The sequence below is a fragment of the Paracoccus liaowanqingii genome (genome assembly GCF_004683865.2).
Taxonomy (GTDB): domain Bacteria; phylum Pseudomonadota; class Alphaproteobacteria; order Rhodobacterales; family Rhodobacteraceae; genus Paracoccus; species Paracoccus liaowanqingii.
The window spans coordinates 334,667-356,273 of record NZ_CP038439.1 but is presented as its reverse complement, the minus strand read 5'-3'; the positions used below and the strand labels follow the sequence as shown (position 1 = coordinate 356,273).

The 21,607-nt window shown below is 70.5% G+C and carries 24 protein-coding genes; 7 read left to right on the top strand and 17 right to left on the bottom strand.

Translation table 11 applies throughout. The annotated features are described in order from the left end of the window. Positions 1 to 15 precede the first annotated feature (15 nt). Positions 16 to 798 carry a DUF1013 domain-containing protein gene (locus E4191_RS01670; protein WP_135311868.1) on the bottom strand — a complete coding sequence of 261 codons (783 nt, stop codon included), beginning with the start codon at positions 796 to 798 and terminating at the stop codon, positions 16 to 18. A 187-nt stretch (positions 799 to 985) separates the two neighbouring features. Here E4191_RS01670 and E4191_RS01665 point away from each other — a divergent pair, with 187 nt between their 5' ends. Then, positions 986 to 1,621 (top strand): ribonuclease T2 family protein, encoded by a 636-nt coding sequence (locus E4191_RS01665; protein WP_135311867.1) that lies wholly within the window; start codon positions 986 to 988, stop codon positions 1,619 to 1,621. Positions 1,622 to 1,832: 211 nt separating this feature from the next. Here the strand turns inward: E4191_RS01665 and E4191_RS01660 are convergent, their stop codons facing one another. Together E4191_RS01660 and E4191_RS01655 are read right to left on the bottom strand one after the other, a co-directional pair. Then, positions 1,833 to 2,828 (bottom strand): NAD(P)H-quinone oxidoreductase, encoded by a 996-nt coding sequence (locus E4191_RS01660; protein WP_135311866.1) that lies wholly within the window; start codon positions 2,826 to 2,828, stop codon positions 1,833 to 1,835. A gap of 9 nt (positions 2,829 to 2,837) precedes the next feature. Beyond that, positions 2,838 to 3,491: a COQ9 family protein gene (locus tag E4191_RS01655; protein WP_135311865.1), complete on the bottom strand. Its 654-nt coding sequence runs from the start codon at positions 3,489 to 3,491 to the stop codon at positions 2,838 to 2,840. A 92-nt stretch (positions 3,492 to 3,583) separates the two neighbouring features. Here E4191_RS01655 and rpsU point away from each other — a divergent pair, with 92 nt between their 5' ends. Continuing rightward, positions 3,584 to 3,790, top strand: coding sequence for a 30S ribosomal protein S21 (gene rpsU / locus E4191_RS01650; RefSeq protein ID WP_081994671.1), 207 nt, complete (start codon positions 3,584 to 3,586; stop codon positions 3,788 to 3,790). 117 nt (positions 3,791 to 3,907) lie between these two features. Here rpsU and E4191_RS01645 read toward each other — a convergent pair whose 3' ends face one another. Continuing rightward, entirely contained in the window at positions 3,908 to 4,732 is an 825-nt protein-coding gene (locus tag E4191_RS01645; protein WP_135311864.1) for an ICP22 family protein, read from the bottom strand. Between the two features lie 104 nt (positions 4,733 to 4,836). Beyond that, entirely contained in the window at positions 4,837 to 5,298 is a 462-nt protein-coding gene (locus E4191_RS01640) for an Lrp/AsnC family transcriptional regulator (protein WP_135311863.1), read from the bottom strand. A gap of 133 nt (positions 5,299 to 5,431) precedes the next feature. Between E4191_RS01640 and ald the strand changes: the two genes are divergently transcribed. Continuing rightward, positions 5,432 to 6,550 (top strand): alanine dehydrogenase, encoded by a 1,119-nt coding sequence (ald, locus tag E4191_RS01635; protein WP_135311862.1) that lies wholly within the window; start codon positions 5,432 to 5,434, stop codon positions 6,548 to 6,550. A 41-nt stretch (positions 6,551 to 6,591) separates the two neighbouring features. Here ald and mscL read toward each other — a convergent pair whose 3' ends face one another. The 3 genes from mscL to E4191_RS01620 all read right to left on the bottom strand — a co-directional run bounded on the left by mscL (position 6,592) and on the right by E4191_RS01620 (position 8,332). Beyond that, positions 6,592 to 7,038, bottom strand: coding sequence for a large conductance mechanosensitive channel protein MscL (mscL, locus tag E4191_RS01630; RefSeq protein ID WP_135311861.1), 447 nt, complete (start codon positions 7,036 to 7,038; stop codon positions 6,592 to 6,594). A gap of 114 nt (positions 7,039 to 7,152) precedes the next feature. Further along, entirely contained in the window at positions 7,153 to 7,773 is a 621-nt protein-coding gene (locus E4191_RS01625; protein ID WP_135311860.1) for a DsbA family protein, read from the bottom strand. Positions 7,774 to 7,807: 34 nt separating this feature from the next. Then, entirely contained in the window at positions 7,808 to 8,332 is a 525-nt protein-coding gene (locus E4191_RS01620; protein ID WP_135311859.1) for a DUF721 domain-containing protein, read from the bottom strand. An 85-nt stretch (positions 8,333 to 8,417) separates the two neighbouring features. Here E4191_RS01620 and E4191_RS01615 point away from each other — a divergent pair, with 85 nt between their 5' ends. The 3 genes from E4191_RS01615 (at position 8,418) to E4191_RS01605 (ending at position 11,459) form a co-directional block, all read left to right on the top strand. After that, on the top strand, positions 8,418 to 9,443 hold the full coding sequence (locus E4191_RS01615; protein WP_228461450.1) for an A/G-specific adenine glycosylase: 1,026 nt from the start codon (positions 8,418 to 8,420) through the stop codon (positions 9,441 to 9,443). A gap of 10 nt (positions 9,444 to 9,453) precedes the next feature. After that, the gene (locus tag E4191_RS01610; protein WP_135311858.1) at positions 9,454 to 10,605 is read left to right on the top strand and encodes an alkane 1-monooxygenase; all 1,152 of its coding nucleotides are present in this window, start codon (positions 9,454 to 9,456) and stop codon (positions 10,603 to 10,605) included. Between the two features lie 308 nt (positions 10,606 to 10,913). Beyond that, positions 10,914 to 11,459, top strand: coding sequence for a cytochrome b (locus tag E4191_RS01605; RefSeq protein ID WP_135311857.1), 546 nt, complete (start codon positions 10,914 to 10,916; stop codon positions 11,457 to 11,459). A 146-nt stretch (positions 11,460 to 11,605) separates the two neighbouring features. Here the strand turns inward: E4191_RS01605 and E4191_RS01600 are convergent, their stop codons facing one another. From E4191_RS01600 to E4191_RS01580, 5 genes are all read right to left on the bottom strand, one after another. Continuing rightward, complete coding sequence (locus E4191_RS01600) at positions 11,606 to 12,736, bottom strand: site-specific DNA-methyltransferase (RefSeq protein WP_135311856.1); 1,131 nt, start codon at positions 12,734 to 12,736, stop codon at positions 11,606 to 11,608. A gap of 90 nt (positions 12,737 to 12,826) precedes the next feature. Then, positions 12,827 to 13,456, bottom strand: coding sequence for a ribonuclease HII (locus tag E4191_RS01595; RefSeq protein ID WP_135311855.1), 630 nt, complete (start codon positions 13,454 to 13,456; stop codon positions 12,827 to 12,829). Then, entirely contained in the window at positions 13,453 to 13,932 is a 480-nt protein-coding gene (locus E4191_RS01590; RefSeq protein WP_135311854.1) for an ureidoglycolate lyase, read from the bottom strand. Before E4191_RS01590 ends, E4191_RS01595 begins: the two co-directional genes overlap by 4 nt. A 10-nt stretch (positions 13,933 to 13,942) precedes the next feature. Further along, entirely contained in the window at positions 13,943 to 15,664 is a 1,722-nt protein-coding gene (locus E4191_RS01585) for a glycosyl transferase family 90 (protein ID WP_135311853.1), read from the bottom strand. Further along, on the bottom strand, positions 15,661 to 16,872 hold the full coding sequence (locus E4191_RS01580) for an MFS transporter (protein WP_135311852.1): 1,212 nt from the start codon (positions 16,870 to 16,872) through the stop codon (positions 15,661 to 15,663). The genes E4191_RS01585 and E4191_RS01580 overlap by 4 nt, the downstream gene beginning before the upstream one ends. A gap of 173 nt (positions 16,873 to 17,045) precedes the next feature. Here E4191_RS01580 and E4191_RS01575 point away from each other — a divergent pair, with 173 nt between their 5' ends. Then, positions 17,046 to 17,801 (top strand): GntR family transcriptional regulator, encoded by a 756-nt coding sequence (locus E4191_RS01575; protein ID WP_135311851.1) that lies wholly within the window; start codon positions 17,046 to 17,048, stop codon positions 17,799 to 17,801. A gap of 68 nt (positions 17,802 to 17,869) precedes the next feature. Here the strand turns inward: E4191_RS01575 and E4191_RS01570 are convergent, their stop codons facing one another. Genes E4191_RS01570 through E4191_RS01555 form a run of 4 tightly spaced genes read right to left on the bottom strand, consistent with a single transcriptional unit; the run spans position 17,870 to position 21,604 of the window. Further along, positions 17,870 to 19,393 (bottom strand): class I adenylate-forming enzyme family protein, encoded by a 1,524-nt coding sequence (locus E4191_RS01570; protein WP_135311850.1) that lies wholly within the window; start codon positions 19,391 to 19,393, stop codon positions 17,870 to 17,872. Then, entirely contained in the window at positions 19,390 to 20,202 is an 813-nt protein-coding gene (locus E4191_RS01565; RefSeq protein WP_228461448.1) for an oxepin-CoA hydrolase, alternative type, read from the bottom strand. The genes E4191_RS01570 and E4191_RS01565 overlap by 4 nt, the downstream gene beginning before the upstream one ends. Then, complete coding sequence (locus E4191_RS01560) at positions 20,199 to 20,609, bottom strand: PaaI family thioesterase (RefSeq protein WP_135311849.1); 411 nt, start codon at positions 20,607 to 20,609, stop codon at positions 20,199 to 20,201. The genes E4191_RS01565 and E4191_RS01560 overlap by 4 nt, the downstream gene beginning before the upstream one ends. Beyond that, positions 20,606 to 21,604, bottom strand: coding sequence for an acyl-CoA dehydrogenase family protein (locus E4191_RS01555; RefSeq protein ID WP_135818114.1), 999 nt, complete (start codon positions 21,602 to 21,604; stop codon positions 20,606 to 20,608). The genes E4191_RS01560 and E4191_RS01555 overlap by 4 nt, the downstream gene beginning before the upstream one ends. Positions 21,605 to 21,607: the final 3 nt, after the last annotated feature.

The following is a 21,607-nucleotide window of genomic DNA, read 5'->3' as shown; positions in this document are numbered from 1 at the left end:
AAGGGCAGCGCCGGCTCAGCGGCGCTTGCCCTCGTCCCCGTCATCCTCGTCGCCCGCGTCAGCCCCGGCATCGGTCTCGGCATCGGCATCGGGCAGGTTGAAGAAGCTGTCGGCATCGCGCGGCGGCTCGGGGCGCTTGTCCTCGCGCGACAGGCTGAAGTTCTCCAGCCCCGCGATCGAGCTGGGCAGGCGCGGCTCGTCGCCCATCGCCAGCGAGGTCTCGGTGCTGACCAGCTTGCGCCGCTCGTCATCGGTCATCACCCCGCCCTCGGCGGCCTTCTTCTTGGCGGCCTTCTGCACGGCGGCGTCCAGCTCGGTCTGGCGGCACAGGCCCAGGGCGACCGGGTCGATCGGCTGGATGTTGCCGATGTTCCAATGCGTGCGCTCGCGGATCGAGGCGATGGTCGGCTTGGTGGTGCCCACCAGCTTGGCCACCTGCGCATCGGCCAGTTCGGGATGGAACTTGACCAGCCACAGGATCGCGGCGGGGCGGTCCTGACGCTTGGACAGCGGCGTATAGCGCGGCCCGCGACGCTTTTCCTCGCCCTCGGCGGCAGGGTTGTGCTTGAGGCGCATGCGATAGATCGGGCTCGCCTCGGCGCGCTTGATCTCCTCGGGGTCCAGCTGGTTCGAGGCGACCGGGTCGAAGCCCTTGACCCCGGCAGCCACGTCGCCATCGGCGATGCCCTGGATCTCCAGCTCGTGCAGACCGCAGAAATCGCCGATCTGCTTGAAGCTGAGCGTCGTGTTGTCGACCAGCCAGACGGCAGTGGCCTTGGCCATCAGCGGCTTGCTCATGTCAGTCTCCTTCGCGTGTCTTGGTCCCGAACATGGGGGAGTGGGCCGGAAAAACGGCTTTGGCGGCTGCCATTCCTCGTTTTCGGGGGGAATTGCCGGACCGTATAGCGATTCCGGGGGCCGGGGAAAAGAGGATTCGCACGATTGCCGCGTGCCCTTGCGCCGCAGCCGGGCTAGGATGCCGCCCATGCGCGCATCCCTTCTGGCCCTGGCGGCCCTCATGATCCCCCTGCCCCTTGCGGCCCGCGATGTCGCGGGGCAGTTCGACTATTACGTCCTGGCGCTCAGCTGGCAGCCCAGCTGGTGCAGCGCGACGGGCGACGATCGCGGCGCCGCGGAATGCCGGGGCGGCACGGCGAAGGACTTCACCGTCCACGGCCTCTGGCCCCAGCACGAGCGCGGCTGGCCCCAAGATTGCCCGACGCCCGAACGCGACCCCGCCCGCCGCGACAGCGCGGCCATGGCCGACATCATGGGCTCGCCGGGGCTTGCCGCCTATCAGTGGCGCAAGCATGGCCGCTGCACCGGCCTGTCCGCCACCGGCTATTACGACGCCACCCGCGCGGCGCTGGACCAGATCCGCATCCCCGAGGTCTTCGACGATCTCGACCGCGACATCACCCTGTCGCCGGCCATCGTCGAGGAGGCGTTCCTCGAGGCCAATCCGGGCTTTGACGCCGACGGGGTCACCGTGACCTGCCGCGACGCGGCCCTGTCCGAGGTCCGCATCTGCCTGACCCGCGACCTGGCCCCCCGCCCCTGCGCCCCCGATGTCCGCCGCGATTGCGACCGCCCCCGCGTGCTGATGGAAGCGGTGCGCTGATCCCGAGCCTTGCCGTTGCGTCCCGCGACGGCCGGGGGCGCTTCGCCCCCCGGACCCCCCGAGGATATTTGGCGCCAAGGCGAAAGGGCGTGCGGTGCCCGGGGGGCCTTGAGGCCATGTTTGGCCGGATCACCTTCCGGCGCGGGAGGGACAGGCAGACCTGCCCTGCTTGGGTCTGCAAATATCCCCGCCGGAGGCATCCGGCCTCGCCTCAGGCGCCGTCGCCCGCCACGTTGAGGACGATCTTGCCGATGTGATCGCTGCTTTCCATGCGACGATGGGCCTCGGAAGCCTCGGACAGGGGGAATTCGCTGTCGATGGTCACGCCCACCGCGCCGGCGCCGATCATCGGCCAGAGCTGCTTGCGCAGGCGGTCGGCGATCTCGGCCTTGGCCACGTCGGACTGGGGGCGCAGGGTCGCGCCGGTGACCGTCAGGCGGTTCACCATGATCTGGGCAAAGTTCAGCTCGACCTTGGGACCCTCGAGGAAGGCGATCATCACCAGCCGGCCGTCCTGGGCCAGCGATCTGATGTTGCGCGGGATGTAGCTGCCGCCCACCATGTCCAGGATCAGGTCCGCCCCGCCCGCCTCGGCCAGGATCTTCACGAAATCCTGGTCGCGATAGTTGATGGCGGTGGCCCCCAGGGCCCTGATGGCGGCGCATTTGTCGTCGCTGCCGGCGGTGGCGAAGACGCGCGCGCCAAGCGCGCGGGCGATCTGGATCGCCATCATGCCGATGCCCGAGGTGCCGCCATGGACCAGGAACCGCTCGCCCCCCGTCAGCCGGCCGCGCTGGACGACGTTCGACCAGACGGTAAAGGCGGTCTCGGGCAGGCAGGCGCCCTCGCGCAGCGTCAGGCCCTTGGGGATGCGCAGGGCGTGGTCGGCGTGGCAGACCGCATATTCGGCATAGCCGCCGCCCGGCAGCAGCGCGCAGACCTGCTCGCCCTTGCGCCAGCGGGTCACGCCCGCGCCCATGCCCACGATCTCGCCCGAGGCCTCCAGCCCCGGCAGATCCGACGCGCCCGGCGGGGGCGCGTACTGGCCCGAGCGCTGCAGCACGTCGGGGCGGTTCACCCCGGCATAGGCGATCCGGATCAGGATCTGGTCGTGGCAGGGGACCGGCACGGGGCGGGTCGTGGCGCGCAGCTGGTCGGCGGCGCCGGGGGCGGCGATCTGGATCGCGGTCATGGTGTCGGGAAACATGGTCTCTCCTTAGCGGATCTTGCCGGGAAGCGCGCGGTCGCGGGGCGCCTTGATCCAGCCGAAGGCCGCATCGGCCAGCCGCGAGGCGCCGGGCAGGCGCCGCAGCCTGGCCTTGACCGTCTCGATGCTCATGATCCCGTCGATGCGGCGGTCGATGAAGCCGCGCGTGTCGGCCTGCCCCTCGGAGTCGTCGCCCAGCCAGAACAGCACCGTGGCCGAGATCACCGCCGCCAGGGTCGCGCGCTTGGAATACCAGTTCACGTCCTGCGAGCGGTCGCCGAGGCCCGTCCAGATGACATCCGCCGTCTCCCAGACCAGCTTCGAGGCGAGCGCCGCGTTCTGCGGCAGAGCCAGCGTCGCTGCCCCCGCGCGGACCAGTTCGGAATCGACCAGCTGCAACCGCTGCCAGACGGCCTGGGCCACGCGGTCGCGAAAGCGCCCCTCGGGCGGGGCGGCGGCCAGGGCCTGGCGCAGGGCCTGATCGGCGCGGCGGTGATAGGCGGCGGCCAGCCCGGCCCCGCCCTGCGGGAAATGCACCCGAGCCAGGGCCGGGCTCATGCCGATGTCGCGGGCGCCCGCGGCCAGGGCCAGGTCGTTCATCCCCTCGAAGGGCACGTGGATCAGCGCGGCCTCCAGAAGCGCGTCTCGATCGGTCTGGGTCATGCATACCTCGTCTGGACAAATGCGCCCGCTGCTGTTAGGGGGACGCTTCCTGCAATCTATCAACTCTAACCTAGGAAGGTGGTGACAACCACATGCAGGTCAATGTTCGCGACAACAACGTCGAACAGGCGCTTCGTGCCCTGAAGAAAAAGCTTCAGCGCGAAGGTGTCTTCCGCGAAATGAAGCTCAAGCAGCATTTCGAGAAGCCGTCGGTCAAGAAAGCCCGTGAAAAGGCCGAGGCCGTTCGCCGTGCCCGCAAGCTGGCCCGTAAAAAGGCACAGCGCGAAGGCGCGCTGTAAGACGACGCGATCTTGTGTCATTTGAAAACCCCCGCGACGGCGTGTCGCGGGGGTTTTCTTCATTCTGGGGGCCGGGTTGCAGCGGATCGGGGTGATCGCACCGCAGGGCCGGACGGGTCAGCCGTTGCTGTCGCCCTCGCCGCCATCCGAATCGCCGCCGCCCGAATCGCCGCCGCCCGAGTCGCCGCCCTCGGACCCGCCGCCATCGGAATCCCCGCCCGACTCACCGCCGGACTCGCCGCCGTCGGACCCGCCGCCGTCCGATTCGCCGCCATTCGAGCCGGCACCATCGGACCCGCCATCGGCCTCGCCCCCGTCAGAGCCGCCATCGGTCCCGGCACCCTCCGCGCCGCCGTCGTCAGACCCGCTGTCCTCCGACCCGTCGGGCGTGTCGCCGGACCCGTCGGCGGAACCATCTGAGGGCGTGTCACCGGGCGTGTCGGTGCCCCCCTCGGTGCCGTCCCCTGCCGCATCCTCGCCGGGGGCCGTGGCGTCCTCGCCCGGGGTCGTGCCGCTGCCGGTGGGCGCGCCTGCCAAGTCACCCGCGGACGAGCCTTCGGGCTCGGCCCGCGTCTCGACGCCGTCGACCGACACGAGGCGCGCATTGGCGGTGCTGTAGACCAGTTCGATCGGCACCCCCGCCCGCTGCGCGGTCACGGTCAGGATCGGGCCGTCGCGCTGGATGAACACGTCGGAATAGCCCTGGTTGGTCAGCGTGTCCGCGATCGCCTGGTAATTCTCGATGCTCTCGAAGCGGGGATAATCGCTTTCGCGGATGAACCCGCCCGAGGGCTGCTCTTCCAGGGCATCGTCGGGGACGATGACGCTGTTGCCCTGCGGCGTGTCGATGGTCGTGGTCTGGGCCATCGCGGTGGTCGCCAGAAGGCTGGCGGTCGCGGCAATCTGCGTGCCCCGCAACAGGGCTTTGAACGGCGTGGTCATGATCGTGGCCTCCCATGGCTGTTATGTCTGCGCTTGAAACGCCGCATGGGGCGGTAAGGGTCCGGCGAACCGGCACACAATCGCGACAATCTGACGCAACCCGGTCAGACGGGGATGGCGGTCGTGCGAAAGACGGTGCGCAGGGCGAAGCTGGAATGCATCTGCGCCACGCCGGGCAGGCGCGACAGATGCTGGCGGTGGATGCGGGCGAAGTCGTCGGTGTCCTCGACCACGATCTTGAGCAGGTAATCCGCCGTGCCGGCCATCAGGTGGCATTCCAGCACGTCGGGGATGGTGCGCACGCCGCGCTCGAAGGCATCCAGCACCTCGTCCGCCTGGCCCGACAGGGTGATCTCGACGAAGACCGTCGTCTGGCGGCGCAGCGCGCGGGCGTCCAGCAGCGCCACGTAGCCCGAGATCACGCCCGCCTCTTCCAGCCGCTGCACGCGGCGGTGGCAGGCCGAGGGCGACAGGTGGACCCGCAGGGCCAGCTCGGCATTGCTGATTCGCCCCTCTTTCTGAAGAAGGGACAGGATGCGTCGGTCTGTTGCGTCAAGATCGGCCATGGCGGCAGTTTCTTCGATCCCTCCGCCGCATTCCAGCAGGTTCTTCGACGGAGGTGGCGCAGGGGCGGCCAGCTTCGCAGCACCTTGCGGGCCAGGGGTGGCAGGATGGGACAATGGGATCAGGGAGAGAGCCATGAAGATCGGATGCCCCAAAGAGATCAAGCCGCAGGAATTCCGCGTCGGCCTGACCCCCGCCGCCGCCGCCGAGGCCGTGGGACGCGGCCATGAGGTGCTGGTCCAGACCGGCGCGGGCGAGGGCGCGGGATTTGCCGACAGCGACTTCACCGATGCGGGCGCGCGGATCGTGCCGGATGCGGCCTCGGTCTTCGGCGATGCGGAGCTGATCATCAAGGTCAAGGAGCCGCAGGCGGCCGAGCGGCGGATGCTGGCGCGGGGGCAGATCCTGTTCACCTACCTGCATCTGGCGCCCGATGCCGACCAGACCCGCGACCTGCTGGACAGCGGCGTGACCGCCATCGCCTACGAGACGGTGACGGATGCGCGGGGCGGCCTGCCTTTGCTGGCGCCGATGTCCGAAGTGGCGGGGCGGCTGGCGCCCCAGGTCGGGTCATGGGCGCTGCAGAAGGCCAATGGCGGGCGCGGCGTGCTGATGGGCGGCGTGCCGGGCGTGCGGCCCGCGAATGTCGTCGTGATCGGCGGCGGGGTCGTGGGCACGGCGGCGGCGCGCGTGGCGGTGGGCATGGGCGCCAACGTGACGGTCATGGACCGGTCCGTGCCGCGCCTTTCCTTTTTGGACGACATCTTCATGGGGCGCCTGACCACGCAGTTCGCCAGCGCCGCGGCGACGGCCGAGGCGATCCGCAGCGCCGACATGGTGATCGGCGCGGTGCTGATCCCCGGCGCCGCCGCCCCCAAGCTGATCAGCCGCGAGCAGCTGTCCACCATGCCGCAGGGCGCGGTGCTGGTCGACGTGGCCATCGACCAGGGCGGCTGCTTCCAGACCTCGCGCGCCACCACCCATCAGGACCCGATCTACGAGGTGGACGGGATCGTGCATTACTGCGTGGCCAACATGCCCGGCGCGGTGGCGCGCACGGCGACGCAGGCGCTTGGCAACGTGACGATGCCGCATCTGCTGGCACTGGCCGACAAGGGCTGGCGGCGCGCGCTGAGTGACGACGCGCATCTGCGCGCGGGCCTGTCGGTGCACGAGGGGCAGCTGACCTCGCCCCCGGTGGGCGAGGCGCTTGGGCTGGAGGCGATCACGCCCGACGCACTGCTGGGTCAGTAGCCGGGGCCGTCAGACCGGGCTGGGTCAGTAGCCGGGGGCCGTCAGACCGGGCTGGCGCGGTCGGCCAGCAAGTCGCGGATCTGCGCCAGCAGCTCCTCCTGGCTGGGGCCGGTGGGGGCCACGGCCTCCTCGGCCTTCTTCTCGCGCACGGCCAGGCTTTGCAGGCGATTGACGCCCTTGACCAGCAGGAACACGGCCCACGCGACGATCAGGAAGTTCAGCAGCGCCATCAGGAACGAGCCATAGGCGAAGATCGCCGCGCCGGAATCCCGCGCAGCCCCCAGGCTGGCGCCGTCGGCCACGCTGCCCGACAGGACCAGATACTTGTCGGTGAAGTCGATGCCGCCGGTCATCAGGCCCAGGATCGGATTGATCAGGTCGACGACCAGAGAGTTGACGATGCCCGTGAAGGCCGCGCCGATGATGATGCCCACGGCAAGGTCGATGACATTGCCGCGGGCGATGAAGGTCTTGAATTCCTGGATCATGACGGACGGTCCCTGATGACGCGCGACCCCGGGGGCCGCGCGTGAACTGTGCCGTCGGTCCGGATGAAATTCAATCATCCGGAAAGGGACCGGCCAAAGGGCGCCGGTCGGCCCTTATTCGGCGGGCTGGGCCTCGGCCAGCTTCTCGTCGATGACGGCCTTCATGCTTTCCCACGGCTGGTTCGAGACCTTCTCTCCGCCGATGATGAAGGTCGGGGTGGCCTCGATCTCGTCGGCGGTGGCATTCGCCTGGAAGGTCGCGATCAGCTGCTCGACCTTGCCGGTGTCGTTCCAGCAGGCGGTCATCTGGTCCTCGGTCATCCCGGCCTTCAGGCCGATGCGGCGCAGATTGGCGGCGATCTCGTCGCCGGTGCCGCCGGCCAGCCAGGTGGCCTGCTCGTCGAACAGCATGTCGGCCACCGGGTAGAACTTGTCGTCCCCGCCGCAGCGCGCCAGGATCCCGGCCCACAGGCCCGGCTGGTCGAAATACACGTCGCGCTGCACGAAGCGGACCATGCCGGTGTCGATGTAGTCGGCCTTCAGCTGCGGATAGACGTCGCTGTGGAAGTTCGCGCAATGCCCGCAGGTGAAGCTGGCATATTCGATCAGGGTCACGGGCGCGTCCTCGGCCCCCTGCGCGATGTCGGGCAGGGTCTCGGGGGTGGCGGCCTCCTGGGCCAGGACGGGGGCGGCCAGGGTCAGCGCGAAGACGGTCGCGGCAGAGCGGAGAAACATGGGACGTCCTTTCAGGGTTGTCATGTCGGGTCGGTCAGGTCCTGCGGCTGGCGACGTTCAGCGCCAGCTGCGCCATGGCCTGAGCCAAGGTCGGATCGGTGAACTGCTGCGCCACGCCCTCGGCCCGGGCCAGCAGCGCCGGATCGGGGGCCTTGGGCGCGCGCGGCGCATGGGCGAAGGCCGCCTGCCCCTCGGCAAAGCCCGAGGCGGCGGTCTGGGTCAGGGTGATCCGCTGCACGGCGTTGTAGCCGTAGCAGGCGTTCACCCGGTCGCGCAGCTGCGGCAGCTGCATTTCCACCATGGGCGCCATCGGCCCGGTGGTCAGCAGCGTCAGCGTGGCGCCGAACCCGCCGCGCGAATGGCTGACGCGCACGGGGCGCGTCACGGCGGCCAGCTGCGGTCCCGCGATCTCGGCCCAGTTGGTCAGCAGGCGGGCCACGGCGAATCCCCGTCCCTCGGCCGCCTTCTGCACGCGGTCGGCCAGCAGCGTGGCCGCCGCCTGGAAGCCGCGGCTGCGGCGACGGAACGGAGCTTTCGAGTTGCCGGACGGGTGGGCCATGGGCGCCTTTGCTGCTATCACGCCCTCATCCTTAGCCAGCCATCCCCCCGGATGAAAGCGCGCCCGTCCGAAAGAACCCACATAATTGCGTGACAGCAAGGTGATCTCCCCCGACCTTCTGGCCTGGTACGACCGCCACGCCCGCGCCCTGCCCTGGCGCATGCCGCCCAACGGCCCCGCCCCCGATCCCTATCGCATCTGGCTGTCCGAGGTGATGCTGCAGCAGACGACGGTCGCGGCGGTCAAGGCGTATTTCCTGCGCTTCACGACGATCTGGCCCACGGTGCAGGCGCTGGCCGCTGCGCCCGACGCGCAGGTGATGGGCGAATGGGCCGGGCTTGGCTACTATGCCCGCGCCCGCAACCTGCTGGCCTGCGCCCGCGCCGTGGCGGATCTGGGCGGCTTTCCCGACACGCGCGCAGGGCTGTCCGCCCTGCCCGGCATCGGCCCCTATACCTCGGCAGCGATCGCGGCCATCGCCTTCGACCGCCCCGAGACGGTGGTGGACGGCAATGTGGAACGCGTGGTCTCGCGCCTGTTCGCCGTGCAGACGCCGCTGCCCCGCGCCAAGCCCGAGCTGGTGACGCTGGCGGAGACCCTGACGCCCCGGCAGCGGCCCGGGGATTACGCGCAGGCGATGATGGATCTGGGCGCGACGATCTGCACGCCGCGACGGCCCGTCTGCGCGCTGTGCCCGGTGAACGCGCATTGCGATGCCCGCGCGCAGGGCATCGCCGCCGACCTGCCGCTGAAGACCCCCAAGGCGCCCAAGCCCCTGCGGCAGGGCACGGTCTGGCTAGCACGCCAAGGTGCCTCGCTGCTGCTGGAGCATCGCCCGCCCAAGGGGCTGCTGGGCGGCACGCTGGCCTTTCCCTCGGCGGGTTGGGACGGGCGCGATCTGCCGCCCCCCGGACCGGCCCGCTGGCGCGAGATCGGGCAGGTGCGCCACGTCTTCACCCATTTCACGCTGGACCTGACGGTGCAGATCGGCGATCTGACCGGCAATCCGACGCGCGGAGAGCTGGTCCGCCTGCGGCAGATCGACCGGGATGCCCTGCCCGGCCTGATGCGCAAGGTCTGGGATATGGCGCAGCCGCAGCTTCGGGGATAACGTCCCGCACATGAGCGACTCGCCCCCCCATCCCGGCCCCTCCCGCCTGCCCTCTGCCGCGCCCTTCTGGCTGTCCGTGGCGCTGATCCCGCTGATCGCGCTGGCCGCCTGGCAGGGCGCCTGGTGGTGGCTGCTGGTGCCGGTCTATGCGTGGTACCTGACCACCGCGATGGACGGCGTCCTGGGCCGGAACGAGGACAATCCCGACCCCGAGACGGCGACCGACCAGCTGTTCTGGCACCGCGCCGTGACGCTGGTCTGGTTCCCGCTGCAATTCGCGGCGATCTTCGGCAACCTGTGGCTGGTCGGCTCCACCGACCACCTGTCGGGATGGGAGGCCCTGGGTCTGTTCTTCGCCATCGGCGTCGTCTCGGGCAGCGTGGGCATCGTCTATTCCCATGAACTGCTGCACCAGAAGACCCCGTCCGAGCGCTGGCTGGGCGATCTGCTGCTGGCCTCGGTGCTGTATTCGCATTTCCGGACCGAGCATCTGCTGGTCCATCATTCCTGGGTCTCGACGCCGCGCGACGCGGTCTCGGCGCGCTACAACGAGGGGTTTCACCGCTTCTTCTGGCGCGTGCTGACCGACGGGCCGCGCAGCGCATGGGCCGCCGAGACGCGGTTCCTGGCCCGCGCGGGCAAGACGCCCCTGGACCGCCGCAACCCCTTCTGGCGCTACGCCGCGCTGCAGCTGGGGATGCTGGCGCTGGCGGTGATCCTGGCGGGCTGGGTCGGGCTGGGGCTGTTCGTGTTCCAGGCCTTCATCGCCGTCTGGCAGCTGGAACTGACCAACTATGTCGAGCATTACGGGCTGTCGCGCAAGCATCTGGGCGAGGGCCGCTACGAGCCCGTCCGGCCGCGCCACAGCTGGAACGCCAGCCACATGGCGACCAACTGGCTGCTGATCAACCTGCAGCGCCATTCCGACCACCACACCAAGCCCGACCGCCGCTTTCCCTTGCTGCAGACCTATGCGCCCGACGAGGCGCCGCAGCTGCCGATGGGCTATCCGGCGATGACCTTCCTGGCGATGGTGCCGCCCCTGTGGCGGCGGCGCATGAACCCCCGGGTCCGCGCCTGGCGCCGGCAGTTCTATCCCGAGATCGAGGACTGGTCTGCCTATAACGACGGCAGCCTGCCGATGCCGCGCAACGCTTTGTGACCAGCGTGCGGTGCAAGCCGCAACGGTGACCGCGGGACGCCGGAAATGCCTGCAATTTCTGGGTCTGGCGTCGCACGGGGCGTGCACCGGGCCGGCACAGGTGCGGCACAGGGCATACACCGCCGGCGCGCGGTCCCGGAAAGAATTGCCAGGATCAGCGAATCTGGCATGATCGGCGCCGGAACCTCCGGGCGGCGCTGACCTCCGGACGTTCCGGCGCAATCGCGCGCCCGGGTCGCGGTCTTCCGAAGCCTCGGGCATGTCCCCTTTGCCGCCCTGCGGCGGATCTTGGCAGGAGAGTGACGACGATGACGATCCGGGACAGCACGGCGCGCTATGGCGCCGTCTCACGGGCCTTTCACTGGGCCGTCGCGGCGCTGATGCTGTGGCAGTTCGGCGGCATGCTGAGCGAGAGGATCCTGGGCGAGGACAGCCCGCTGGCCGCCGCCCTGTCGGCCAACCACACGCAGGTCGGCACGATTCTGTTCGTGCTGATCGTGGCGCGGGCGGTCTGGGCGCTGGTCAATCGCGGCCGGCGCCCGGCGCATGGGCCGGGGCTGCGGGGCTATGCGGTCAGGCTGGGGCATTTCACGCTGTATGCGCTGATGCTGGCGGTGCCCTCGGCGGCGCTGCTGCGCGCTTGGGGCAACGAGCGGGCCTTCGCGCCCTTCGGCTTCCAGATCTTCGCACCGCGCAGCCCCGACGAGGTGGTGGCCACCGCCACCGCCATCGGCAGCAACTTCCATGGCGAACTGGCCTGGATCATGGGCGTGCTGATCCTGGGCCATATCGCGATGGCGGTCCTGCATCAGGTCGTGCTGCGCGACGGCACGCTGAAGCGGATGACGGGCTGAGCCGGGTCGTGGACTGAGCCGGGTCGCGGGCTGAGGCGGGGCACGGACGGGCGCCCAACTGAAAAACCCCGCCATGCGGACATGGCGGGGCAAGGTGGTTCCGGCGGCGCCCGAGGCGCGGGCCGGAACTGGCGAAGGGAATGGGGTCAGTTCGGGCGGGGGGCGTCGCCCTCCATCTCGGCGCGGATCTGCTGGCGCAGGATGTCCAGCGGGATCATCTTGCCCTCGCGCCGGAAATGCCAGTAGGTCCAGCCGTTGCAGGACGGCGCGCCTTCCAGCGCGGCGCCGACCTGGTGGATCGAGCCCTTGACGTCGTTGCCGATCAGGCTGCCGTCGGCACGCACCTTGGCCTTGTGGCGGTTGCCCAGAGAGAACAGCTCTTCGCCCGGACGCAGCATGCCGCGTTCGATCACCTGGCCGAAGGGGATGCGGATCTCGGCGCGCTTGGCGCGGGTGGTGGCGATGGCGTCGGCGTCGAAGCGACGCACGCGGGACAGGCGGCGGGCGGCGACCTCGCGATAGGCCTCCTCGCGCTCGATGCCGATATAGTCGCGGCCCAGCATCTTGGCGACGGCGCCGGTGGTGCCGGTGCCGAAGAACGGGTCCAGCACGACGTCGCCGGGGCTGGTGGTGCCGACGATCACCCGGTGCAGCAGGGATTCGGGCTTCTGCGTCGGATGGGCCTTGTCGCCCGCCGCGTCCTTCAGCCGCTCGCCGCCGTTGCAGATGGGCAGCACCCAATCGCTGCGCATCTGGATGCCCTCGTTCAGCGATTTGAGCGCCTCGTAGTTGAAGGTGTATTTCGAGGTCTCGGACTTGGCGGCCCAGATCAGCGTCTCGTGCGCGTTGGTCAGCCGCTTGCCGCGAAAGTTCGGCATCGGGTTCGACTTGCGCCAGATCACGTCGTTCATGATCCAGAAGCCCTGGTTCTGCAGCTCGGCGCCGACGCGGAAGATGTTGTGATAGCTGCCGATCACCCAGATCGCCCCGTCGGGCTTCAGAAGGCGGCGCGCGGCGGCCAGCCAGTCGCGGGTGAAGGCGTCATAGACCGCGAAGCTGGAGAACTGGTCCCAGTGATCGTCCACCGCATCGACGCGGCTGTTGTCGGGCCGGTGCAGGTCGCCCTTGAGCTGCAGGTTGTAGGGCGGATCGGCGAAGATCAGGTCCACGCTGCCCGCCGGCAGGCTGTTCATGATCTGGATGCAATCCCCGCCAAGGATCTGATTCAGCGGTAACGGGCACACGGAATCCGCGCGCTGGTCCTTGGTCTTGGTCATGCTCTGCCTCTGGGGAATGCCGGCTTTGTGCCGATCTGCTGCCCCCCAAAGATGAGTCAGAAGTGATTCGCCGTCAATTTCTTTTTCGAATCAGCCACTTATCAATTGCGCTTTACACAAGATATTGTGGACGGGGGCGAAGCTGCGCCTATGATGTGGGGTTACCCCCAGATCTAGCAGGGCGCGCTTGTGCGCCGGAGTGGGGTAACCGGCATTCGCCTCCCAGCCATATCCGGGGTGCTGTTGCGCCAAATCCACCATGATGCGGTCGCGCGTCACCTTGGCCAGGACCGAGGCGGCGGCGATGCTCACACAGCGCGCGTCGCCCTTGACCACGGCCGTGGCGGGCAGGTCCAGGTCGCGGGGCAGCATGTTGCCGTCGACCAGCACGTGGCAGGGGCGTTGGCGCAGCCCGGCCAGCGCGCGACACATGGCGAGATGGCTGGCACGCAGGATGTTGAGCGCGTCGATCTGGGCCACGTCGACATGGGCCACGGACCAGTCGCAATGCGCCATCAGCCAGAGGGCAAGCGCCTCGCGGCGCCTGGCGGTCAGCTGCTTGCTGTCGTTGAGGCCGGGCGGGATGTTGGCGGGATCCAGGATCACCGCCGCCGCCGTCACCGGGCCCGCCAGCGGGCCGCGCCCGGCCTCGTCCACGCCCGCCACCCGGCGCGCGCCCCGGGCGAGGGCCTCGGCTTCGAAGGCATAGTCGGGGGTCATGCGGTGATCCGCACCGCGGGGATGGTGACTTCGTCCAGATTGGTGCCCGTCCCCTCGCGGTCGACGACCAGGAAATCGGCGGCGCGGTCCAGGGGCGTCAGGACGCCGTGCCAGGTGCCCGCGCGCAGGTTCACGCCGGTGCCCGCGGGCACCAGGAAGGCGCGGGGCGTGCCGGGGCGGCCATCGAGATCAGGGGCCACGACCGACAGCCAGGGATCGGGGCCGAGCGGCATGAAGGCCTGCGAGCCCAGGGGGTGGCGTTCCAGCAGCGTGCAGTCATGGGGCAGGCTGACGGGCGCGCTGCGGAAGATCGACAGGATCGCCTCGCCCCCGCCGCGCTCGACGGTGGCCAGGGCGTGGTGACGCTCGCACCGGCCCGCGTTGATCAGGCGGTCGGCGGTGGCGCGGGGGGCCAGCACCTCGCCGAAGGGGGCGAAGGCGGCGGCGGTCAGGGCTTCGATGCGGATCGTGGTCATGGCGGCGGTTCTAGCGCGCCTGCGCCAGCCCGTCGAGGATCAGCTGCATCAGCCGGACGCGGGCCGTGGGGTCGCGCAGATGCGCGGCCTCGGTCCGGGCGGCCTGCGACATGGCGCGGCAGTCGTCCGGGTGGGCGCGGGCCCAGGCCAGCTTCTCCTCGAGGTCGGTCAGGTGGCGGGCCACCGGGATGAAATGCTGCCAGGGCCGGAAGCGCCCGGAATAGAAGACCTGCCAGCCGTCATCCTCGGCCAGCAGCACCGAATGGCTGTCCAGCGCCGGGATGAAGTTCGAGCCGTGGTCGTAGCCCGTCAGGCAGAGCTGATAGCGGAAGCGGCGCATCTGGGCGCGGGTCATGCGCGGGCGGCAATAGGGGGCCAGCAGCGGGTCCTGCGCGTAGGCGCGGAAGGCATGGGCCATGACGATGCCCACATCCATGTCGGGATGACCCTGGAAGCGCCGGATGAAGTCCATGCGGTTGGTGCGGCAGAGGCCGTCCCACGCGGCCTCGCGCGCCTCGGGGGTGGCGGCCTCGGACAGGCGGGCGAGCCAGGAATGGCTGGCGGAGCGGGGCCGGACCCCGGGGCTCATTTCCGAGCCCGAGATCATGCCGCGCCAGACCAGCCGGTCCTCCTTCTCGTCGAAGGGGATGTCGTCGGGGGGGCTGGCGGGGTCGAAGCCCGGCAGGCCGATGGCGTGCTGGTCGGGCAAGGGCCAGAGGACCGCGTTCACCGCCCCCGCGCGGCGGTTGTGGCAGAGGACGGGGCGGTCCAGCGGCTCGCCTTGGGGGCTGCCGAACCAACGGCTGTCCTCCATGTCGATCCAGACCGGGTCGCGGCGCTCCAGGCGCAGGATGTCGTTGAGGACGCCCTCGGCCCGGACCAGCTTGAAATGCCGCCCCTCGCGCGCCAGGGCCAAAGGCGGCTGGCCGGGGGGCGCGACTTCGGTGAACTGCCGCAGCGCGCCGCCGCGGGTGCGGACCTGCTGCCCGTCCCAGTGGCAGGCCAGGGGCGAGAGGCCCGCGATGCCGCCCGGCGCCTGCGGGTCCAGCCCGGACAGGCAGAAGCGGGCCACATCCTCGGCCCAGCCCGGCGGGGCGGAGGGTGGGTCGGGCCGGTCGAAGAGCGCCATCAGCCGCGCGCCCGAGGCCGGCGGGGCGGGGTCGGGCCAGCGGGCGGCGGGCACCTTGGGCAGAGGCAGGACCCCCTCCAGCCGCGCGGCCAGATCGGCGGGGGGGCAGGTCGCCAGATCCACGACGATCAGGCGCGGATCATCCGCGAACAGCTCTTGCATCCGGTCCAGATGGTCCTGCAGCTGTTCCTGCCACAGGGCCGGCAGGGCGACGGGGGGCAGCGGATCGGGGCGATGGGCCTGGTCGAAGGCATGGCAGGCCAGCGCATCCGAGCCTACGCGGGTCAGCGACCAGGGCTCGACCGGGGGGACGGTCAGCAGGAACAGGGCATGGGGCAGGCGGTCGCGCAGGAAGGCGGCGCAGCGCCACGCCTCGAGCGGCGGGCGCCAGAGCGGCTTGTGCCGGAACAGCCCCGCGACAAGCCGCGCCTGCGGCCAGTCGGTCAGGGGCGCGGTGCCCTGCCCCATCGCATAGAGGATGTCCGAGGCCAGCCGCCCGCCCTCGTGGCAGACCGCGACATGGCCGTTGGCGCGGAACAGCCTGGCCAGCGCCCGGTCGACGGGCCCGTCGGGGCCGATATGGATGATGACGGGGTCCGTCACGCGCGCTGCGCCGCGCCGCGCGGCAGCAGCACGGTCAGCAGGCCCAGCACCGGCAGGACCGAGCAGATCAGGAAGACCGCCTCCAGCCCCCGCGAATCGGCCAGCACGCCGAGCGCCGCCGCCGCGATCCCGCCCATGCCAAAGGAGAAGCCGAAGAACAGCCCCGCGATCATGCCGGTGCGGCCCGGCACCAGTTCCTGCGCGAAGACCACGATGGCGGGGAAGGCCGAGGCCAGGATCAGCCCGATCATCACTGCGAGGATGCCCGTGGGCACCAGCCCGACATGCGGCAGCGCCAGCGTCAGGGGCAGCACGCCCAGGATCGACACCCAGATGACGGTCAGGGGCCCCACCCGGTCGCCGATCACGCCGCCCAGCATCACGCCCCCCGCCATGCCGGCGAGGAACAGGAACAGCATGATCTGCGCCCCTTGGGTCGACAGGCCGAACTTGTCGATGGTGAAGAAGGTGAAATAGCTGGTCATCGAGGCGCTGTAGATGTTCTTGGTGAAGACCAGAAGGGCCAGCACGGCGATGGCGCGGATGACCGTCTTGCGCGGCAGGTGCAGGGTCCGGTCGGCGGTGGCGGCACTGGCGCGGCGGCGTTCCTCGGCCCAGGTTCCCACCTGCCACAGGATCGCGGCGCCAAGCGCCGCGGCGACCGCGAACCACGCCACGGCGGGGCGGCCGAGCGGCACCACGATGAAGGCCGCCAGCAGCGGTCCCATCGCCTGCCCGCCATTGCCGCCCAGCTGGAACAGCGACTGCGCCGTGCCGAAGCGCCCGCCCGAGGCCAGCCGCGCCACCCGCGAGCTTTCGGGATGGAAGACCGCCGAGCCGATGCCGATCAGCATCGCGCCCGCCAGCAGCATCTCGTAGCGCTGCGCGAAGGCCAGAAGCACCACCCCGGTCAGGGTGGACATCATCCCGAAGGGCAGCGAGCGGGGCTGCGGATGGCGGTCGGTGGCCATGCCGATCAGCGGCTGCAGCAGCGAGGCCGTGACCTGGAAGGCGAATGTCATGATCCCGATCTGGGTGTAGGACAGCGCGAATTCGACCTGCAGCAGCGGATAGATCGCCGCCAGCATCGATTGCATCACGTCATTGACCATATGGCACAGGCTAATGGCCACCAGCACCCCCCAGGAGGTCAGTGCCGCGGCCTGCGGGACCGCCGGACCCGAATGTCGTGTGGGAATGAAACGCATCGGTCCGCCGTCGTCCTTGCAGGACCTGCATCTAGCAGAGCGGTCGCAAAAGAAAAGGGTTTCCGGTTGTGTGGGCAGGGCGGCAAGGCCCCACCCTTGGCGATTTGGACAACTGGCCCTGACGGTGAAATCGTCTATTCATTATCGATAGAAGTTTTTTCACGAGTCCTAATATGTCTAGTTTGCATGCAGCTGCCCCCGGCCTGATCCGACCATCGGGACCGGAGACCGACCGCCGCCGGTTGAACACCTGGCAGGCTGTCAGGGCCGATGTGCTGGATCGCATCCGGTCCGGCGAATGGCCTCCGGGCAGCCTGATCCCCACCGAACAGATCCTGTCCAAGGAAATGGGCTGCGCCCGGGCGACCGTGAACCGCGCGCTGCGCGAACTGGCCGACAGCGGCATCGTGCAGCGCCGCCGCAAGGTGGGCACCCGCGTCACCGCGACCTCGTCGCGCCGCGCGATGATGTCCCTGCCGGTGATCCGCGACGAGATCGAGGCCCTGGGCGCGCGCTACGGCTATCAGATGACCGACTGCCTGGCGCGCCCGCCCAGCCCCGAGGCGATGCAGGCCCTGCAGGTGGATGCCGGCGACAGCATGATCCTGGTCAAGTCGCGCCACATGGCCGACGACCGCCCGCATTGCTGCGAGGCGATCTGGCTGAACCCCCGCGCCATCAACCTGCCCGACGCCCGGCTGTTCGGCACCGTGCCGCCGCAGGAATGGCTGGCGCGGTCGCTGCCCGTGGCGCAGAGCCGCTTTTCCATTCTGGCCGAAGGTGCCACCGGCGCCTGCGCCATGAACCTGCTGGTCGCCGTCGGCACCCCGGTCATGGCGATCGAGCGGGTGAACACCCTGAACGGCCTGCCGGTGTCCTTCGCCCGGCAGTTCTATCCTCCGCATCACCGGCTGGTCCTGAAGGACTGACGGCGCCGCCCCTTACGGGGGGCAAAGGACCGGTCGCCCTCGGGGGCACCGGTGGCCCGCGCGCCGGATCAGGCGCGCGGCAGGTCGGCCAGAAGGTCGGCGAAATGCTCCATCAGCCGGTGCTTGAGCACCTTGCCCGTCGCCGCCGCCGGCAGCGGGCCGGTCAGCAGGATCCGCGTGGGCCGCTTGTAGGCCGACAGCCGGGCCGCGGCATGGGCGGCCAGCGCCTCGGCGGTCACGGCGCCCGGAGCGGTCAGCTGGCAGAAGGCCAGGACCTCCTCGTCGCCGCCCGGGCGGACATGGCCGATCACCGCCGTCTGCAGCACCGCCGGATGGTCGTTCAGCGCCGCCTCGACCTCGGGCGGGTAGACGTTGAAGCCGCCGCGGATGATCAGCTCCTTGCTGCGGCCGACGATGTGCAGGCGCCCCTGCGCGTCCAGCCGCCCCAGATCGCCGGTATGCATCCAGCCTTGGGCGTCCAGCACGGCCGCCGTGGCCTGCGGATGGCGGAAGTAGCCGCGCATGACATGGGGGCCGCGCGTCAGCACCTCTCCCGTGCCGGGTTCGCGCCCGACCGAGGCGTCCAGTGCGATCTGCACGCCGGGCAGCGGCACGCCTGCCGAGGGGTCGGGATCGCCCTTCGCATTGGCGGTGATGGTGACGCCCGCCGTGGTTTCCGTCATGCCGTAGCCGTTCTGCAGCGCGAGGCCGTAGAAGGCCTCGGCCCGGCGCTTCCAGTCGGGATCGAGCGGCGCGGCGCCGCTGCTGACATAGCGCAGCGGGCCGGTCAGGCGGTCTAGGCCGCGGGTGCGGGCCTCGGCCATGATCGCGGCGTGCATCTGCGGGACGGCGGGCAGGACGGTGACGTCGCGGGCCAGCGCGTCCAGGGTGGCGGCGGCCGAAAAGCGTGGATGGAGGCGCAGATGCGCGCCCGCCGACAGGCCCGCGCACATCATCGAGGTCAGGCCGAAGACATGGGTCAGCGGCAGCACGCCGTGGATCACGTCGGCGGGGCCGATCCCGCGCAGCCGGGCCGAGGAGAGGCCGCCGAAGATCAGGTTGCCATGGGTCAGCATCACGCCCTTGGGCAGGCCCGTGGTGCCGGTCGTGTAGAGGATCACCGCCGTCATGCCGGTCCCGGGCTCGGGCGTCTCGGGGGTGGTGTCGAAGGGGCCCGCGACCTGCAGCGCGGACTGGGCCAGCGTCACCGGCCGGGCGCCGGCGGCCGCGGCATGGGCGGAGGCCGGGTCGCTGACATCGCCCAGATAGACGGTCAGGCGGGGGTCGGTATGGCCCGCGATCTTGGTAAGCTCCGGGCCGGTCATGCGGGCGTTCACCGGCACCGCCACCGCATCCATCCGGCTGGCCGCCATCAGGAGCACCGGGACCGAGGCCGCGTTCTCGGCCACGATCAGCAGGCGGTCGCCGGGGCGCATGCCCAGATCCCGCAGGTCCTGTTCGGTGCGGGCGATCGCGGCGGTCAGCTCGGCGTAGCTCAGCTCGCGCCTGTTCCAGTCGGTCAGGGCGGGCCGGTCCGGATGGGCGGCGGCGGCGCGGTCGAGCAGCTGGTGGATGCGGGTGGGATCGGTCATCTGTCCTCGCGGAGGCGGCGGAAATCGGGGGGGCGCTTGGCCAGGAAGGCGCTGATGCCCTCGGCGGCCTCGGGGGCGGCAAGGGCCGTGGCCATGGCATCGCGTTCGGCGGTCAGGCTCGCCTCGAAGGCGGCGCTGCGGGCGTCGGTCAGCAGGCGCTTGATCGCGGATTGCGCCTCGGCGGGGCCGTGGGCCAGGTGGTCGGCCAAGGCCATGGCGGCCATGATCGCCTCGCCCGGGTCGGTCAGCTCGTTGATGAGGCCCAAGGCATGCAGGCGTTCGGCGCCCACCGGCTGGCCGGTCAGGGCCATCTGTGCGGCCATCTGCGGCGGCAGGCCCGCGGCCAGCGCCGCCGTCAGCCCGCCATCGGGGACCAGCCCCGCCGTCACATAGGCCGCGGTGAAGCGCGCGTCGCGGGCCGAGATCACCATGTCGCAGGCCAGCGCCAGCGACAGGCCGGCGCCCGCGGCGCCCCCTTCCACCACGGCGATCACCGGGCGGGGGCAGTGGACCACGGCGCGGATCAGGTCGTTCAGCGCGTCGATGCGGGCGCGGCGGGCCTCCTCGTCCATGGTCTGTGCGGTGATCAGCATGTTCAGATCGCCGCCCGCGCAGAAGAAGTCGCCCTCGCCCATCACGATGACCGCGCCGATGCGGGGCTGGTCTGCGGCCAGCCGCAGCGCGTGGTGCAGGCCCGCGTGGAACTCGGGCGTCAGGGCGTTGCGCCGCGCGGCGTTGCGGTTCTCCACGACGAGGCGGTCGCCGAGATCGCTGATCTCGCAATGGGGGTTGGTCATCAGGTCGGTCATGCGGGCACCTTGGACGATTTTCGGAACACGCCGGTCGCGGTGGCGATCAGCGTGCCGTCCTGATGGCGCAATGTGCCCTCGATGAACAGGGTCGAGCGGCCGCCGCCGGTCACGCGGCCCGCGGCGGTGACCTGTCCGGGTCGGCCCGGCGCCAGATAGTTCACCGTCAGCGCCAGCGTGGTGAAGGGATGGCGCCCCGACGGATCGACCGTCAGGCTGCCTGTGGCCCCCATCGCGCTGTCCAGAAGCGTGGCGGCCAGCCCGCCATGCAGCATGCCCTGACGGTTCAGGTGTCGGTCATCCAGATCCAGGACGCAGCGCGCGCTTTTGTCCGACTGGCTCACGTCGAGGACATAGCCGATCAGGCGCTGCGTGCCGGTCTCGTCGCGGATCAGGTCGCCGGTCATGCGAAGGCCGGTTCGCCGCGCGCGAAACGCTCCAGATGCCAGTCGGCATCGCCCATCGCCGTCTCGGCGGCCAGCAGGCGGCGGATCATGCCGCCGAGCGCGTATTCCTCGGTCATGCCGATGCCGCCATGCAGCTGCACCGCGTCCTCGGCGACCAGACGGGCGACGCGGCCCACGGTGACCTTGCAGGCCTGCACATGGCGGTCGCGCAGCGCCGGTTCGGCGTCCAGATGGCCCGAGAGGTTGGTGACGGCCGAACGGGCCTGTTCGACCTCGACCGCCAGATCGGCCATGCGATGGGCCAGCGCCTGGAAGGCGATCAGCGGCTGGCCGAACTGCTTGCGCTGTTTCAGATAATCCAGCGTCAGGTCGACCGCCGCCGTGATCGCGCCCAAGGCGAGCGCCGAATGGGCCAGCACGCCGCGCGCCAGGGGGCCGCCGAAATCGGCGATGGCGCCAAGCCGGGTGGCGGGGGCATCTTCCAGGATCAGGTCGGCGCCGCGCTGGCCGTCCAGCATCGGATAGGGGCGGATCGTCACGCCCGGCGCGTCGGGCGCCAGCCGCCACAGCGCATCCGCCGTGGTGACCAGGATCGCCGCCGCACCCTCGGCGCCCGCCACCATGGTCTTGCGCCCGGTCAGGCGGTCGCCCTGGACCGAGATCGCGACGCCCCGGTCATGCCGCGTGCCGGGCTCGGCATCGGCGAAGGCCAGGGCCGCGCCGTCTTCGGCGGGCTGGCCCGCCTGCGCGAAGGCGGCGGCGGCGATCATGGCCGGGATCAGCGGCAGGGCCACCCCGGCCCGGCCCAGTTCCTGAAAGATCAGCGCGATGGCCGCGCCCGATCCGTCGAAGCCGCCCTCGTCCTCGGTCAGCAGGGCCGCCGGCACGCCGGCCTCGACCAGCGCGGGCCAGAGCGCCTCGCCGGTATGGCGGGTCAGGATGCCGCGCAGGCTGTCCTGCAGCATGCGGTGGTCGTCGGAAAGCTGGAAATCCACGGG